Raw genomic sequence first — 15,833 nt, forward strand, 5'->3', positions numbered from 1 at the left:
TCGCCCTGGCTGTTTCATCATAAATTCCCGGCAGTTTACTGACCCTGCCTCTCCCGACTTCCGGTTTCAGATGCGGCTGCAATCCGCTACGAACCATACGTTTAGATGATGAGGAATCACAATGATATCCATAAAACTAATGCTTCACATTACCTGTTTACGCATTTTCTGCCCGGCTCCCCAGTTCGACCACCACCTGATGCTCGTTACCGTCATCCGTCAGCGGGATCAGATCACCGTCCAGGGCATGGCCATCCAGCGTGACACAGTAGTCGCCGGTGTTGTGCCGCACCGTTATCAGGTAACGGCTGCTGCCTTGCTGATACGTCACCGTGATTTCCGGCCACAGCGCAGGCAATTTGCTGTGGATGGCGATAGCATCGCCATGGCGTGTAATGCCCAGCAATGATTCGGTGATCAACCGGTATGTCCAGCCCGCAGAACCGGTATACCAGCTCCAGCCCGCGCGACCGCTGTGCGGATCTACCGAATAAATATCGGCGGAAATCACATACGGTTCCCCTTTATAGCGGCTGACCGCCTCCGGCGTGAGGCTGTGATTGATCGGGTTAATCATCGACATCAGTTCCCAGGCGCGTTCGGTGTTGCCCTGTCGGGCAAACGCCATCACCGCCCAGATAGCTCCGTGGGTATACTGCCCGCCGTTTTCACGCACACCCGGCAGATATCCGCGGATATACCCCGGATTCGGGCCGTTGCCGTCAAATGGCGGCGTCAGTAATCTGATCAACCCCGCATCGTTATCGACCAGACGCTGATCGACCGACCGCATGGCGCTGGCGGTGCGTTCAGGTGTACCGGCTCCGGAAAGCACCGACCAGCTTTGCGCGATAGCATCTATCTGGCATTCGTCGTTCATATGCGAACCCAGTGTTTCACCGCTGTCGAAATAACCGCGCAGATACCACTCACCGTCCCACGCATGCTTGTTGAGGTTTTGCTTCAGCAGCGCCGACTGCTCGCGGCACAGGGTGGCGATAGCGATGTCCTGACGCTCTTCTGCCAGTGCGCCATAACGTTGCAGAACGTCGTAGAGGAAAAAGCCCAGCCAGACACTTTCCCCGCGCCCGCCCAGCCCCACCAGATTCATGCCGTCATTCCAGTCTCCCGCGCCCATCAGCGGCAGTCCGTGCTCACCCATTTTCAGACCATGCTTCAGCGCACGCACACCGTGCTGCCAGAGACTTTCCTGCGTTGCGCTGACCTGCGGTTGCTCGTAGAACGACTCCTCACCTGCCTCCAGCAAACGTGCCTCGAGATAAGGCACGGATTCTTCGGCAATGCCATGATCGCCGGTGACCGTGATGTAATGGCTGATGGCCAGCGGCAGCCAGAGATAGTCGTCAGAACAGCGGGTACGCACGCCGTTGCCGGTTGGCGGATGCCACCAGTGCTGGACATCGCCTTCAATGAACTGCCTCGACGCACATAAGAGGATCTGTTCGCGCATCCGTTCCGGCGCCGCGTGGCTTAGCGCCAGCGTATCCTGCAACTGGTCACGGAAACCGAACGCCCCGCCGGACTGATAATAGCCGCTGCGCGCCAGGATCCGGCTGGCTAAGGTCTGGTAAATCAGCCAGCCGTTGGCGAGCAAATCAACCGATTTATCCGGCGTGGTGATCTGAATTTTATCCAGCACCTGATGCCAGTGATGATGAATGCGATCCAGCTCAGCCTGCGCCGCGCCTTCCTCAAGATACTGATGAATGAGCGCTTCGGCATCTGCGGCATTCTGCCCCAGACCCAGCGCGAAAATAAAGGTGCGCTGGTCGCCGTCGATAAGCGTTGTGGCCGACTGCACCGCGCCACAAGGATCCAGCGCCGCACCGGTTTTATCGGAAAGACGCTGATTTTTCATGGCTGCGGGCATGGCCGCAGAACCGGTGCGACCAAAGAACTCGCGACGGTCACCGCTGACCGAGCAATGTGCGCCGGTGACCGCAAAGAAAGCGGTGCGTTCAGAACCGTTGCTGGTGTAATGATTGGTCGCCAGTACGCCGCAACCTTTTACCACGTGCGCGGCCGAAGTCACGATATGCATCGCGGACTTGGCACGTAAATCCGCCATCACCCATTCGGCATAACCGGTCACCGACAATCTGCGCGGCCTGCCGGAGAGGTTAGTCAGGGTCATGATAATCAGTTTGACCGGCGCATGTTCGGCAACTAATACCGTCATTTCACTGGAAATGCCCCGCTCGGTATGTTCGAAGCAACTGTAACCGAAACCATGGCGGGTGACGTAACCGCCGATGCCGCGAACCGGTAACGGTGCAGGCGACCAGACGCTGCCGCTGTCCTCATCGCGCAGATAAAAGGCTTCGCCGGAACTGTCGCTGACCGGGTCATTTTCCCACGGCGTTAAGCGGTATTCGTGGGCATTTTCATACCAGGTATACGCCTGCGCGCTTTCTGAAATCACCGTACCAAAGCTGGCATTTGCCAGCACGTTCGACCACGGGGCAGGCGTGGTCTGACCTTCGTTAAGCACAATCTGATATTCACGACCATCCGGCGAGAAACCGCCCAGCCCGTTGAAACAGGCCAGTTCACGTGGCGGCGACATCACCGGCTGACTGTCATTGACCGTACGCACCGGCACCAACGCGGGCAGGGAAACGAGCGGTGTTTGTGTCCGCTGATTCAGCTGATCGTCCAGACTGCCACGGCGGTCGTCGATCACCACATGCGCCACGCTCATCAGCAGCATGCGGTCATCCGGTGTCATCTGCTCGCCGTTACGCACGAAAATTCCGCCCGGAATATCGGTCTGGCTGGACCCCGCGCCGGATGCCACCAGGCTGAGGATCTGGTTTTGCAGCGCCTGCTGATAACCGCCGGAATCATTACACAACAGCACCAGATCGACTTTTAATCCTTTCAGACGCCAGTAATGGTGCGCACGGATCAGCAACGTCACCAGCCCGATATTTTCGTTGCTGGTCATGGTCAGCAGTACAATCGGCAGATCGCCGGAAAGCGACTGTCCCCACAGACCGGATTGCCCGCGACGGTTGGCGGCGACCGACTGTGCATCGCCGCGCATTTCCTGACTGGCAAAAATCAGCGCCCCCGCCAGACGGTTAAACAGCCCGGCATCATCTTCCGAGGCATTAAGCTGGCGCAGCACTACCTGACTGTGCGACCAGGCGATTTCAAATACCCGGTCAGCAATATGATGGTCGCGATATTTTTCCAGCAACATCAGGCTTTGCAGGCGCGTGTCGCTGATGCCGTAAACCATGTCGATAATCACCGGCACACCGGGTCTGAGCCGGATGCGCTGACGAATCGCCATCACCGGATCCAGCACCGCACCGGCACTGTTACCGAGTGTTCCGCCCTTCTGCATTGCCTGCGGACTGGCGGCGGTGTTGCCACGCCCGATAAAGGCCGCGCGATCGGTTTCAAATGACGTTTCCCGTTCCACCGCACCGTGGATAGCCATCATGTGGAACATCCACGGACAGGCCTCATCCGGTTCGCGTGGTCGCCGGTGACAAAGAATCCCCTCCTGCGCAGGCACCAGTTCGGTTTGTACAAACAAATTACTAAACGCAGGATGGGCGGCGTCGTTGGCGGCGGGTGCCAGCACCACTTCGGCATACGTGGTGATATCCAGCGTACGCGAATGGCGGCCATTATGCGTGACCGTCATACGGCGGATTTCGACGTCATCTTCCGGTGATACCACGATATGCGTCTGCAGGGTCAGCAGGCCGCGGGTACGGGTAAACTCTGCGCCAAAATCGGTCAGCACCGCGTGGTAGGTTCCCTTCTGTTTACCGAGCGGTTGCCAGGTATTACTGGTCACTGCACCCGATTCAGGATCGCTGACGTAGCAGAAGATGCCGCGGTTATCGCGGGTGGCATCTTCGCGCCAGCGGGTCAGGGTCAGGTCTTTCCAGCGACTGACACTGCCGCCCGCCTGCGTGACCATCAGATGGTAATGGGTATTGGAAAGCAGCTGAATTTCCGGCGACGGGCTGTCGACGTCGGTGAATTCACGCAGTTCCACGTTCACTTTTTGCAGCATATTGTCGTGCGATTCGAAGTGACGACGCGGGCTGTAAAGCTCGACGGCATCCGGCACGCGTTCCTGTAACAGTAAACGGGCGGACTGGAACGCCGCGTTGGCCGCAAAGCGTGCGGTCATCGGCGCGCCGAGCAACACGTTAGCCAGCGCCAGGAATCCCATGCCCTGGTGGTGCGCCATGTAGGAACGCACCACGATGTAAATCTGCCCGCGCACCAGACGCGACGGGCTGTAATCCAGTGCATCATAGAAACCGTATTCACCGCGGGCGCCGCAATTCTCCAGTTCCAGCAGATTCACACAGGCTTCCTGCGGGCGGATCATCAACGCCATCATCGTTGCGTAAGGCGCGACGACCATATCTTCACCCAGGCCGCGTTTAAGACCGAGGCCCGGCACACCGAAGGCGTGATACTGGTAGTTCTGGTTGAGATCAAAGGCCGCATACGCCGATTCAGAAATCCCCCAGGGCACGTTATTTTCCTTACCCCAGGCAATTTGCCGGTCAACGGCGGTCTGACACATCTGCACCAGCAGCGTATCGGGATACGCTGGCATCACCAGTTGTGGCATCAGATATTCAAACATTGAGCCGCTCCACGACATCAGCGACGGCTGTTTGTCGATCACGGTGAACAGACGCCCGAGGGCGAACCAGCTTTTTTGCGGCAACTGATTGGTGGCGATGGTGACGTAATTCGTCAGACGGATTTCCGACGGCAGCAGATCGTACTTTCCGCTGTCCATTTTATGGGCGTCACAATTGTAACCGACGGTCAGCAGGTGGGTATTTTTGTCATACAGGAAGCGGAAATCCATGTGCGCATGCTCGTTCAGGCGCTGTTCGAGTTCACCGATGATGTCCAGCCGCTGGCGCGCCAGCCCGATAGTGCGGGATAACAGCGGTGACGTCCGGGCATCCTGTTGCGCCAGCCAGTGCAGCGTTGGCAGAGGTTGGTTTTGAGCCTCCGCCGGCAGCGCACCATAAAAATCTGACCACTCTTTAATGCCGGTCGCGAGCTGTGTTGCCAGCCGTTGTTGCCAGCCCTGCGCCGACGCAGCGATCAGGCCGTGCATATCCTGCAGGTAGGTAATACTTTCAGCGGCTTTGGCTGCGGTGGCCTGTTTCAGGCTTTCCCGCAGTTTAGTCATCAGCGGTTCATCGGTCTGGCTTTCCGCCATGTTCAGCGTATCGGCCAGCCCGGCCAGCCACGCGGTCATATTCAGCGCGGGCTGCGTGCGCCATAACCGTAATCCGCTGCTGAGCGTCAGCAGATGCCCGGCCAGATTGCCGCTGTCAACGCTGGAAATGTAGCGCGGATTGAGCGGTGCCAGCGTGCGCGTGTCGTACCAGTTATAAAGATGACCCCGAAAATGCTCGAGTTTATCCAGCGTATCGAGTGTCTGGCTGGTACGTTCCAGCACCTCACCCTGCGTAATGTAGCCGAAATCCCACGCGGTGATATTCGCCAGCAACGACAGACCAATGTTGGTTGGCGAGGTACGGTGCGCAATCACCGGCTGCGGAATTTCCTGGAAATTGTCGGGCGGCAGCCAGTTTTCCTCAGCGTTGACGAACGTTTCGAAAAAGTACCAGGTTTCACGTGCGGTCTGACGGAGGAAACGCTGTTGCTGCGCATCAATGCCCGGTTTCTGCCTGACAGCAGGCCGGCTCATCCAGCACATCACCAGCGGCGCGACAAGCCACAGCAGACCCAGCGGCAAGGCAAACCACAGTAACGGCGGATGCGCACCGGCGGCCAGCATAATCACGGCCACACCTGCCAGCAGATTCGCCCACATCCGGCGATAGAAATAGACCTGCGAGTGCGCACGGGATTTTTCGCCGATATTCACACTCGCCCATTCATGCAACATCCTGTGGCTGACATTCAGCCGCCACAGGGTCAGCAAAATGGCGTGTATTGAATACACGGCTTCGTGCGGCAGAGTCATTAACTGGAGCAAAATCCGCGAACAACGGCTGAGGGTAGCGGATGCCACACTTTTCAGATGGGCAATGACCTTGCGGCGTGAGCCTTTGTTGAAGAGATCCAGCACCAGCGCGACCACCACCGGGAAAAGCAGCATACTGGCGATAAAGCCCAGCCAGTAAAGCTTGTTCGGCACCAGCAACAGCGTGCAAAAAATGAGGGTCAGCAGCGCGGGAGCGATAAGGCTGCGGCGCAGGTTATCGAACAATTTCCAGCGGGAAAGCGTGGTCAGCGGGTTGCGGGTCCGCGTGCCATCTTCCTGCGTGACACGAAAACCCAGCCAGTTCAGCAATTGCCAGTCGCCACGGATCCAGCGGGTTTTACGCGCCACATCCGCCAGATAATGATCCGGATACTGCTCGTATAACACCACATCGCTGAGCATGCCCGAACGCGCATAACACCCTTCCAGCAGGTCGTGACTGAGCACTAAATTTTCCGGGCAGGTATTTTCTGTTGCCCGGATGAACATATCAACGTCGTAAATCCCTTTGCCGACAAATGAGCCTTCGCCGAATAAGTCCTGATAGATATCGGAGGACATCGACGAATACGGATCATTGCCCGGCACGCTGCTGCATAATGCGGCGTAACGCCCCTGCCCGTTTTCGGGGATTTCTTCGGCCAGGCGGGGCTGAAGAATGGCGTAACCCGAAATCACCCGCTGGCGTTCAGTGTCATAAACCGGATGATTGAGCGGATGGGCCATGGCGGCGACCAGCTGATGTGCAGTCGCACGCGGCAGCACCGTGTCGCTGTCGAGGGTGATCACGTATTTCACCTGGCGCAGTTGCGCCTGTGTGCGGCCTTCCACCCGGGAGAAAGGCTCACCTTCGCCGCGCAACCAGCGGTTCAGCGCATTCAGCTTGCCGCGTTTGCGCTCATATCCCATCCACACGCTCTGCGCCGCATTCATTTCACTGTCGCGATGCAACAACGTAAATAACGGCCCTTGTGCGTCGGTATAGCGTCGGTTGAGGGTCTGGATCTGCTGCGTGGCGTAGCTCAGCAACGCATCGTTGTCCTCGTTGTGCTGTTCAGGGTTGTCGTGAAAATCGGTGAGCAGCGCAAAATTCAGGTGTGACAGAACATTGCCGAGATAACAGACTTCGAGGCTGCTGATCAGTGCATCAATATTTTTCCGGCTACCCAGCAGACAGGGGATCACTACCAGGGTACTGGCGTGTTCCGGGATGCCGCCGACGAATTCCAGTCGGGGCAGCGGTTGCGGTGTGCGGCTACGGGTGGTGATTTCACTGAGCAGATTCAGCGCAAACTGGCTGGCGACCAGCACTACCGGCCCCAGTAACAGCCACCACGCCCAGTGCATGCCGGGATGCACGGTGTGATATAGCACCTCGGCGGTGATGGCGGTGGTCAGCAGCAGCAGGCTGCCGAGCCACGAAAGCAGCGGTGTCTGGCTGAGGCGGCTGCGGATGCGGGTTTGCAGCGAAAACCTCACCTGCAAATCTTTCTCCAGCGTCTTGCGCCCGGCATCAATCAGATAGTAACCGACATGTTGTTGCTGAAAGGAATCCGTTGCCTGTTGTGCCAGCGCCACCGCGCGGCTGGCGACAAACGCCTCATCGTGCAGGGAATGGCGCGACAACTGTTCAATCTGATGGCGGTAGTTATCGCGGGTATCAAAGTGCATGGAGGCATAAATACCGGCCGGATCCTCACGCAGGACTTTCTCCACCACGCTGAGGTTTTCGGCGAATTCTGCCCAGTCCATTTCGGTCAACTGCCGCAAACCCATAATGCTGTTGCTGACAGAAAGCTGGCTGGCAGCAAGCTGCTGATTAAATTTATCGATCACTTCACGCTGGGTCAGCCCGACTTCACTCAGCCGCTGCTCTACCCAGGTCAGCGGCAGCGCCAGCATCGAACCGTGCCCCTGCAACCGGCGCACCAGTTCGGCCACGAAAGCGCTGCTACGCGGCGGATTGGTGCGCGCCATATCAGCAATCACGATGATCTGACTGGCGGGATCGTTTTCCGCGCTGTCCTGCAATTTATTGACCCAGAAATCGGCCAGATTACGTTCCTGCTGCGCATTCGCCACTTCAATACTGACCCGGCGTAAATTCTCGATCAGCGCCAGGCGCAGCATACCCGGAAACGCCCATAACTCCCCGAGCGTCAGCGGGCGCACACTCTGATAAGTCGAGAGAAAACGGGTCAGGGTTTTGATGTCCCACAGGCCGTCGCTGTGGCTGACAACCTCGGTCGCAATGTCATAAATGCGCGGGCAGGAATGCGGTAAACCCAGTGAAGGCAACCCCTTGCCAAAGTTTTTCGGTAACAGCTGGCGCACCAGACGGATTTGTTCTTCGATCAGATAGAAGTTATCGAGTAACCATTCACCGGCCGGGGTAATGCCCGCTTTTTCTCCACTGCTGAGGATCAGGCAACTGCGCGTTAAAACCTTTTCGTTATCGTCGAGGCGCTTTAGCAGGTAGTAAGGAAGTTTTTTGCCGGAGAGTTTGTGGGAGAGTGCGAGTTTGCCGCCGAACCGTTCCATCTGATCTGCGGAGAAAAGCTCGGCGCTGATCGGTACGGGGTGCGCCAGTGCGCTGGCGCGATGACGCCGGGTATGGCTAATAACAGGGGGTGCTCTTTTAATTTTGAACCAGTTAATCACAGCATTTTTCATGTCAGCATACCTTAGGCGGACCCGATAAGGCAGTTGCCTGAGCTGCGATGAGAGTTCACTTGATAAGAAAATGGGTAAGGGACAGGGAGGCCGAAAAGATGAGTCACCCTCAGCGGGCAATTAGATTCATAGTAGCCTGTTTACAGGGATAGCGTTGAGTTTATTTTTTCGCCAGCGGCTGACAACTGTGTGCTAACCCTGCAAATTTTCACTGACGGCGGTCTTTATCAAGGCTCAAAAGTATAAACTCCCGGATTCGGTTCATGCGATTATCGGGCGGCTATTTGGGAATAATTGTCACAGGCAATCCCCCGCTTCCAAATTTATCCTTCAGGAAAAAAAGATGACGACCTTAAACGAAAAACTGGCATGGCGATACGCAACCAAGAAGTTTGATGCGGCCAAAACGGTTCCGGCTGAAAAGATTGAAAACATTATTGAGGCCGTGCGTCTGGCACCGACCTCAAGCGGTCTGCAACCCTTCGAACTGCTGGTAGTCACTAATCCGGATATCCGCGCAAAAATCCGCACCGTTGCCTGGGATCAGGCGCAGGTCACCGACTGTTCTCACCTGCTGGTGTTCGCGGCATGGGATGACATCACGCCAGAACGCGTGAACATGATGTTCGACCTGACCAACGAGGTTCGCGGTTTTAAAAACGAAGGCTGGGAAAACTACCGCCAGAAACTGCTGAGCATTGTCGCTGAACGCGGTACCGAAGCGAATTATCAGGCCGCTGCACGTCAGGCCTATATCGGTCTGGGCGCCGCGCTGATCGCCGCCGCGTTTGAAGAAGTGGATGCGACGCCAATGGAAGGGTTTGATCCTGCTGCCGTGGATGAAATCCTGGGCCTGAAAGACAAAAACCTGCGCAGCGTGGTGATCCTGCCGCTGGGCTACCGCGCCCACGAAGGCGACTGGCTGGTGAACCTGAAGAAAGTTCGCCGCAGCCGTGAAAACTTCGTCACCGAAATCAAGTAATATCAGGCCACCGGCCCTGTCCGGCCGGTGGCCTTCATACCCTAAACACAGACGTACCTTACTGATGACATCCTGATTTTATTATCATAAATCCCCCTGACTTCACGCTTATAAGGTCATTTACGGACGATAAAAGCTTTCCGCTGTGCCGTTGCCCAGAGTGATCACCCCCGCAAAAATCATAATAAGTAGCCCCTTTATTTAAAAAAAACCTTATCCGGGCTAAATAGCCTCATCAGAATGCCGATAACACATGCAGATAAATGATTTTACTGACTCTGTTAACTTATTTTGAGGTTGCATATGTTAAAGAAGCTTCGCAATAAGGCAAAAGTCGAGCTTTATGTATGGATAGGGATACTCATAGCAACCTATTTATTTTCCCTGTATTTTAATATGAATGAAGTTTTCTATTCTTTTTTTAAAGCATATGAAGTCTATAATTTAGACGAAGTTTTCATTACCCTGAATATAACGGGTTTTCTTGGGCTTATTTTTTCTCTTATGAGAATAAAAGCAATGGAAAAGGAAATAGCAAGGCGAATGGAAGCTGAAAAGAATTTTCATTGGGTTGAATGTCATGATCCGGTAACAGGGCTGCCGAATACAATCATACTCAACTCTACCATCGCACAATATAACCAAGAAAACAAAAGTAGTTTTGGTGTGTTCACCATTGAAATAAACAGACTGAAGGATATTAATGATATTTTCGGCCATGACTATCATGATGAGATATTTAAGATTGTAGCAGAAAGACTGCTGAATATTTTCCCTGGCTGCGTTTATAAATTAGCCGCCGATGATTTTCTTGTCCTGAGACCCAATATTGACAAAACCGACCTGACCTCGCTGTCCGGGCGCGTTATGCGTAGCCTGTGTTCACCGGTTAATCTGGATGGATTCACCTTCAATATTTCAGCCAATATTGGTATTTCACGATCCCCGGAAGATTCGTGCGATCTTAAGAAAGTGATTCAACAGTCCGATTGTGCAATGCATGTTGCTAAAAAAGCTGGCAGAGAGCAGATCAGGGCATTCTCTGCGAGCATGGAAGAATCTTTATTATCCATGGCACAACTGGAACGTGATTTTAAATCAGCCTTGAAAAACAAAGTTTTTGTGAGTCATTATCAGCCTTTGGTGGATCTAAAATCAGAAAAAATCATAGGCTTTGAAGCCCTTGCCCGATGGGAAATCTCGGCGGGAAAGTTCATCCCGCCGTCGAAGTTCATTGCGCTTGCTGAAGACACAGGAGCAATAACAGAACTGACAGAATATCTCTTACGGGAGGCATGTCTTGAAGCGCTAAAATGGCCATCCGACAAACGGTTGTCCTTTAATCTTTCACCTTTACTTTTATGTGACAAAAATCTTAAATCAAGAATTATAGGTATTCTTGATGATGTGGGTTTCCCGCCAGAACAACTGGAAATTGAAGTCACGGAAAGCGCGCTGTTTAGCGACAGACATCTGGCCCGATATACACTTAAAAGACTCCGTGACGCAGGCGTTAAAATTGCTCTCGATGATTTTGGCACCGGATACTCAAGCCTTTCTCAGCTCTGTGACTTTCCCTTTGATACATTAAAAATTGATAAGAGTTTTATTGATACATTCCAGACTAATGAGAAACAGAATAAGATTGTTTGCTCTATTCTCTCCCTTGCCAACGCCCTCAACGTAAAAGTGGTTGCTGAAGGCATTGAATATAAAAGTCAGCTGATTATTTTACAGGAACTCGGCTGTGATATTGGTCAGGGCTATTTCCTCGGAAAACCGGTTCCTGCAGCAAATATTCATAAATCAATAAAATCGCCTTTAACTGAAGCTGAAAAGGTCACAGCGGAATGAAGCGGTGACCGGCGGGTGAACTGTTGTTCGGTCATCGTCATGCCCCACTGGTCGCCCTGCCATTCTTTCAGCAGTTCGAAACCAAAGGATTCATACAGACGTCGCGCAGCATGAAGGCCGCTGAAGGTCCAGAGCTGAACAGCGTCGAATCCGCGCCCGTCGCAAAACGCTATCGCTTCACTGAGCAGTTTTCTGCCCATGCCCGTTCCCCGGCAGCGGTCATCAAGAATAAACCAGCGCAGGTGGGCTTCGTTATTTCCCAGATCCTGACCATCGATAGCCACTGAACCGACCACCCGCCCGTTGCTGACCGCCAGCCAGACCTGGTTGCAGGGTTCATGCAAACGCCCGCAGAACTCGGCCAGTCCGCTGGCAACCTTTCCCTCGAAGAAATGCCCGAAGTTGTAATTACTGGCGTAATACGTGCCGTGCATTTCCGCAATCCGGCCAATCATGCCCGGCTGATATCCCGTGACGATTTCAATGTTGTGTTGGGGCGCGACCGGGTCCCCGTCGCGACAACGTTCAAGGGCGCGGGCATACGCCGTCAGGCCTTTTGCGACGGCCTGTTGCTGCGCAGCATCCAGATTTTCCAGCGCCTTGATCACGCGCATCGCACCGTACTCATTGATCCGCCCGACCGTCTGCTTGCCCTTTTCCGTCAGTATCAGTTGTTTCACTCTGGCATCATTTTCCGACGGCACTTCCTGCAGTTCACCCGCTGCCAGCAAACGGGCAAGCATGCGGCTGACGCTGGATTTTTCCAGCCCGAGGATCTGCACCAGTTGCGCGGCGGTCATGGCGCCCTGATTTTCAATTTCCACCAGGCTGTGTACGGCAGAAGGTGAATATTCTGTGGCCGCCAGCGTGGCGTTCATAAAACCCAGCTCGCGTACCATAAGGCGCGAGGAGGAACGGATTTCTTCGATTAAGGCGTGATCTGGCATGCGTTTACCCGGGATTTTGACTGATAGTTGTATAATACAACCATCATCCCCGGTGCACTGTCAATACCGCGATAAAGATTGTGCATGACAATCCGGCACGTTCTGTGCAGGATGAGTTTTTTCTTTCCGGGGATCATTCATGAGCGCAAAAACGGCATCGCTGGAAAGCCGTATCCGGCAGCAATGGGATCAGCTTTCGTTGCACGAACAACGTTTAGCCGATGTCCTGTTAGCCGCGCCGGGCCAGCTGGCGATGAATACCGCGACTGAACTGGCGCAGAGCGCGGGCGTATCCAAAGCGACTGCCACGCGATTCTTTCGCCATATCGGTTATGAAAGCTACGATGCTGCCCGCCGTCAGGCGCGTGAAATGCAAAACAGCGGCTCGCCTCTGTATCTTCAGGCCGCACCCAGCGCTTCGCCCCTGGGCACGCTGATACAAAATCATCTGGAAAAAGAGGTCTCCAGCCTGGTGAACACGTTCCGTTTACTGGAAGATGACCAGCTTGAAGCCTGCGTGGAGGCCATTGCCAACGCGAAACGTGTGGTGGTGATGGGCTGGCGTCACAGTCAGACCATCGCCATGCTGATTTACCGCGACCTGATCCACGTTCACCCCGACGTACGCCTGCTGCCGCGCGCCGGTGATTCGCTGGCAGAACATCTGGCAGCGCTTGGCCCGCAGGATGTGGTGATCTGCGTCGGGCTGCGCCGTCGTATGCCTGCACTGGAAACCGCCATGAGTGCCCTGGCTGACATGCAGGTGCCGATGCTGTATATCTCCGATGTGCTGGCGGGTAAACCGGCGAAATATGCCAACTGGGTCTTGCGCTGTCATACCGACGTTAATCTGATTTTCGACAGCACCGTGGCGCTTTCCGGCGTCTGTAACCTGCTCTGTTCACTGGTCGCCCGTCGCATGGGTAAAACCGGCAGCTACCATCTCGCCACCATCGAAACCCTGCACCAGAGCCTCGAAGAACTGGAGTAATGCGCCGCACTGGCGCAACGGCTGAACACTTATCCCCAAATCAGTGCAGCGGCGGATCTTTCCGCCGCTTTTTCACGCCTCCTGATGAAACCTGAGAAATATAAATATTAAAACAAGAAACATTTGTTTCTCATTGATTATGGAAGAAAAAAATGTTTCCCGTCATATTCAGGCTGCGACTGATTAAAAAAGTGGCATGGAAACTGCTCTGTGGTCAGTGACATTTCACCAACACCAGGGAATCACCATAATGAAAAAAATAGCATTGCTGATCGCCGCTTTAATCACTGCTGGCGCGGCTGGCACCGCACAAGCTGACACCCTGTCAGACATCAAAAGCAGCGGTAAAATCACCGTCGGCATCGACCCGACCTTCCCGCCTTATGAATTCACCAACGATAAAGGCGAGATCACCGGCTACAGCGTGGCGATCATGCAATCTTTCGCCAAAGACCTCGGCGTGAAACTGGAGTTTCAGAAAACCGCGTTCAGCGGCATTCTGCCCGGCCTGATCTCCGGCTCATTCAATGCCGAAGGTTCTTCTCTTAACGTCACCGCCGAACGCGCCAAAAAAGTGCTGTTCACGGTGCCTTACAGCAAAACCGTCAATGGTGTGCTGGTGCGCGAGGCCGATGTGAAAAAATTCAGCGGCAAAACGTTGTCGCCGGAACAGTTGTCTGGTCTGAGCGGAGCCGTGAAAAGCGCCAGCGTGCCGGAACAGTTGCTCAAGGGCTTTAACGAAACGCTGACCAAAGAAGGCAAGAAGCCGATCACCATCATCAGCGTGGATACGCTGGATCAGACCGTCAGCACGCTGATGACTAAACGCGCTGATTTCGTGTTTGACGACATTTCGGTGCTCGCACCGATCGTTAAAAAATACCCGAACAAAGTGGCTCAGGTTGGCGAAGCTGGCCCGTCACAGTGGATGGCGTGGGCAACACGTAAAGACGACACACGCCTGAACAAAGCCATCAGCGATCATATTTTGGCGATGCAGAAAGACGGCGAACTCACCACGCTGCAAAAACAGTATCTCGGCACCACCTTTACCGTGCCCGCCAGCGATTTCATTCCTCAGGAGTAAGTTATGTGCCAATCCCTGCTGACGGTGCCCGCCGGTCACGGCAAAACCTTTACCGTGAACAAAGGGCAATTTATTACCGTCATTGATGCCGAAGGTCAGCAGGCCGCCGATTTTGTGGCCGTGAATGCCGCTGATCTGAATGAAAAACTGTCGCCGGTGCATACGCGTCAGCATCTGCGCTCGCTGTTCTTCAAACCCGGAGATGCGCTGTGGTCAAGTGAAAACCGCCCGATGTTGCGCATCATCGCCGACACCATTGGTATTCATGACGCCAATGTTCCGGCCTGCGACCGCACGCGTTTCAGTATCGATTTCGGTGTTGAAGGCCATCGCAACTGCGTCGATAACCTGCTTGAGGGCATGAAGGCACACGGCGTGACCTATTTCAGCCTGCCGGAACCGTTCAACCTGTTCCAGAACGGGCCGGTCACCGCCGATGGCCGCATGGAAGTCACTGACCCGAACAGTAAAGCCGGTGACTGTATTGTCTTTGAAGCGCTGTGTGACCTGATTTGCGCAGTGTCGTCCTGCCCGCAGGACATCATTCCCGGCAACGGTTTGCAGGTCACGCCGGTTGATATTCAGGTCAGCAATCATTACCACGGGGAGATTCAGCATGCTGTTAATGCGTGAGGCCTGGGCCGAAAGTGAAGTCCGTCCGCTGGCCGGGCCGGTGGATATCAAAGCCGGTGAGACGGGCTCCATTCGCGTGCTGCGCGGGCAACTGTTGCGCATCACGGCAGCGGGCGAAGGTGCGGTGGCCGCACTGTTTGGCTTCAGCCTGAGCGACCCTGCTGTCTGGCTGTCGGTTCATCACACCCGCGTATTCAGCAACAGCTATCTGCTGGGTTCTGGGATGCGTCTGGTGAATAACCGCCGTCGTCCGGTAATGGTGCTGGGCAAGGACAGCGTAAAACGCCACGACCTGCTGCTGCCGGGTTCGACCACCGCATGGCTGGCTGAGCGTGGTTATCAGGGGGATGGCTGCATTGAGTCGGTAAAAAGTGAACTGGCACGGCTGGGCATGAATGTGCCGAAACTGCCGGATCCCATCAATCTGTTCATGCACGTCCGGCTGACGCGAGAAGGTGATATTTTGCCGGAAACCAACTGCACGCAGCCGGGCGACAGCATTACCTGTCGCGTGGTGGCCGATACCGTCTTTGTGGTTTCTGCCTGCTGCACCGGTATTGAAGGCAACGATAAACCCGCGCCGCTGAAGCTTTCGGTCGCGGAAAATCTGTCAGCATTTGACGAGGAATAAC

8 protein-coding genes are annotated in these 15,833 nt (G+C 54.8%); 6 read left to right on the forward strand and 2 right to left on the reverse strand.

Annotated features, from left to right (window positions below):
• Positions 1 to 157 precede the first annotated feature (157 nt).
• Entirely contained in the window at positions 158 to 8,707 is an 8,550-nt protein-coding gene (locus tag GW591_RS06605; RefSeq protein WP_166860347.1) for a GH36-type glycosyl hydrolase domain-containing protein, read from the reverse strand.
• Positions 8,708 to 9,050: 343 nt separating this feature from the next.
• On the opposite strand from GW591_RS06605, the gene GW591_RS06610 reads away from it, so the two are divergent.
• The gene (locus tag GW591_RS06610; RefSeq protein WP_013575605.1) at positions 9,051 to 9,689 is read left to right on the forward strand and encodes a nitroreductase family protein; all 639 of its coding nucleotides are present in this window, start codon (positions 9,051 to 9,053) and stop codon (positions 9,687 to 9,689) included.
• A 303-nt stretch (positions 9,690 to 9,992) separates the two neighbouring features.
• Positions 9,993 to 11,543, forward strand: coding sequence for a putative bifunctional diguanylate cyclase/phosphodiesterase (locus GW591_RS06615; protein WP_119261668.1), 1,551 nt, complete (start codon positions 9,993 to 9,995; stop codon positions 11,541 to 11,543).
• Here the strand turns inward: GW591_RS06615 and GW591_RS06620 are convergent.
• The gene (locus GW591_RS06620) at positions 11,489 to 12,490 is read right to left on the reverse strand and encodes a bifunctional helix-turn-helix transcriptional regulator/GNAT family N-acetyltransferase (RefSeq protein WP_119261669.1); all 1,002 of its coding nucleotides are present in this window, start codon (positions 12,488 to 12,490) and stop codon (positions 11,489 to 11,491) included. The two genes, GW591_RS06615 and GW591_RS06620, sit on opposite strands and share 55 nt — an antisense overlap.
• A gap of 139 nt (positions 12,491 to 12,629) precedes the next feature.
• Here GW591_RS06620 and GW591_RS06625 point away from each other — a divergent pair, with 139 nt between their 5' ends.
• From GW591_RS06625 to GW591_RS06640, 4 genes are all read left to right on the forward strand, one after another.
• Complete coding sequence (locus GW591_RS06625; RefSeq protein WP_013575608.1) at positions 12,630 to 13,481, forward strand: MurR/RpiR family transcriptional regulator; 852 nt, start codon at positions 12,630 to 12,632, stop codon at positions 13,479 to 13,481.
• Between the two features lie 250 nt (positions 13,482 to 13,731).
• Positions 13,732 to 14,568 (forward strand): transporter substrate-binding domain-containing protein, encoded by an 837-nt coding sequence (locus tag GW591_RS06630; protein ID WP_013575609.1) that lies wholly within the window; start codon positions 13,732 to 13,734, stop codon positions 14,566 to 14,568.
• Positions 14,569 to 14,571: 3 nt separating this feature from the next.
• Positions 14,572 to 15,201 (forward strand): DUF1989 domain-containing protein, encoded by a 630-nt coding sequence (locus tag GW591_RS06635; protein WP_121019318.1) that lies wholly within the window; start codon positions 14,572 to 14,574, stop codon positions 15,199 to 15,201.
• Positions 15,185 to 15,832, forward strand: a complete 648-nt coding sequence (locus GW591_RS06640) for an urea carboxylase-associated family protein (protein WP_166860351.1) — start codon at positions 15,185 to 15,187, stop codon at positions 15,830 to 15,832. Before GW591_RS06635 ends, GW591_RS06640 begins: the two co-directional genes overlap by 17 nt.
• The last annotated feature ends 1 nt before the right edge of the window (position 15,833 follow it).

This window comes from Rahnella aceris (assembly GCF_011684115.1).
Taxonomy (GTDB): Bacteria; Pseudomonadota; Gammaproteobacteria; order Enterobacterales; family Enterobacteriaceae; genus Rahnella; species Rahnella aceris.

Bases quoted from the DNA above. Each gene is read 5' to 3' on its own strand.
- GW591_RS06605 (WP_166860347.1), bottom strand. From the start codon at position 8,707: ATGAAAAATGCTGTGATTAACTGGTTCAAAATTAAAAGAGCACCCCCT.
- GW591_RS06610 (WP_013575605.1), top strand. From the start codon at position 9,051: ATGACGACCTTAAACGAAAAACTGGCATGGCGATACGCAACCAAGAAG.
- GW591_RS06615 (WP_119261668.1), top strand. From the start codon at position 9,993: ATGTTAAAGAAGCTTCGCAATAAGGCAAAAGTCGAGCTTTATGTATGG.
- GW591_RS06620 (WP_119261669.1), bottom strand. From the start codon at position 12,490: ATGCCAGATCACGCCTTAATCGAAGAAATCCGTTCCTCCTCGCGCCTT.
- GW591_RS06625 (WP_013575608.1), top strand. From the start codon at position 12,630: ATGAGCGCAAAAACGGCATCGCTGGAAAGCCGTATCCGGCAGCAATGG.
- GW591_RS06630 (WP_013575609.1), top strand. From the start codon at position 13,732: ATGAAAAAAATAGCATTGCTGATCGCCGCTTTAATCACTGCTGGCGCG.
- GW591_RS06635 (WP_121019318.1), top strand. From the start codon at position 14,572: ATGTGCCAATCCCTGCTGACGGTGCCCGCCGGTCACGGCAAAACCTTT.
- GW591_RS06640 (WP_166860351.1), top strand. From the start codon at position 15,185: ATGCTGTTAATGCGTGAGGCCTGGGCCGAAAGTGAAGTCCGTCCGCTG.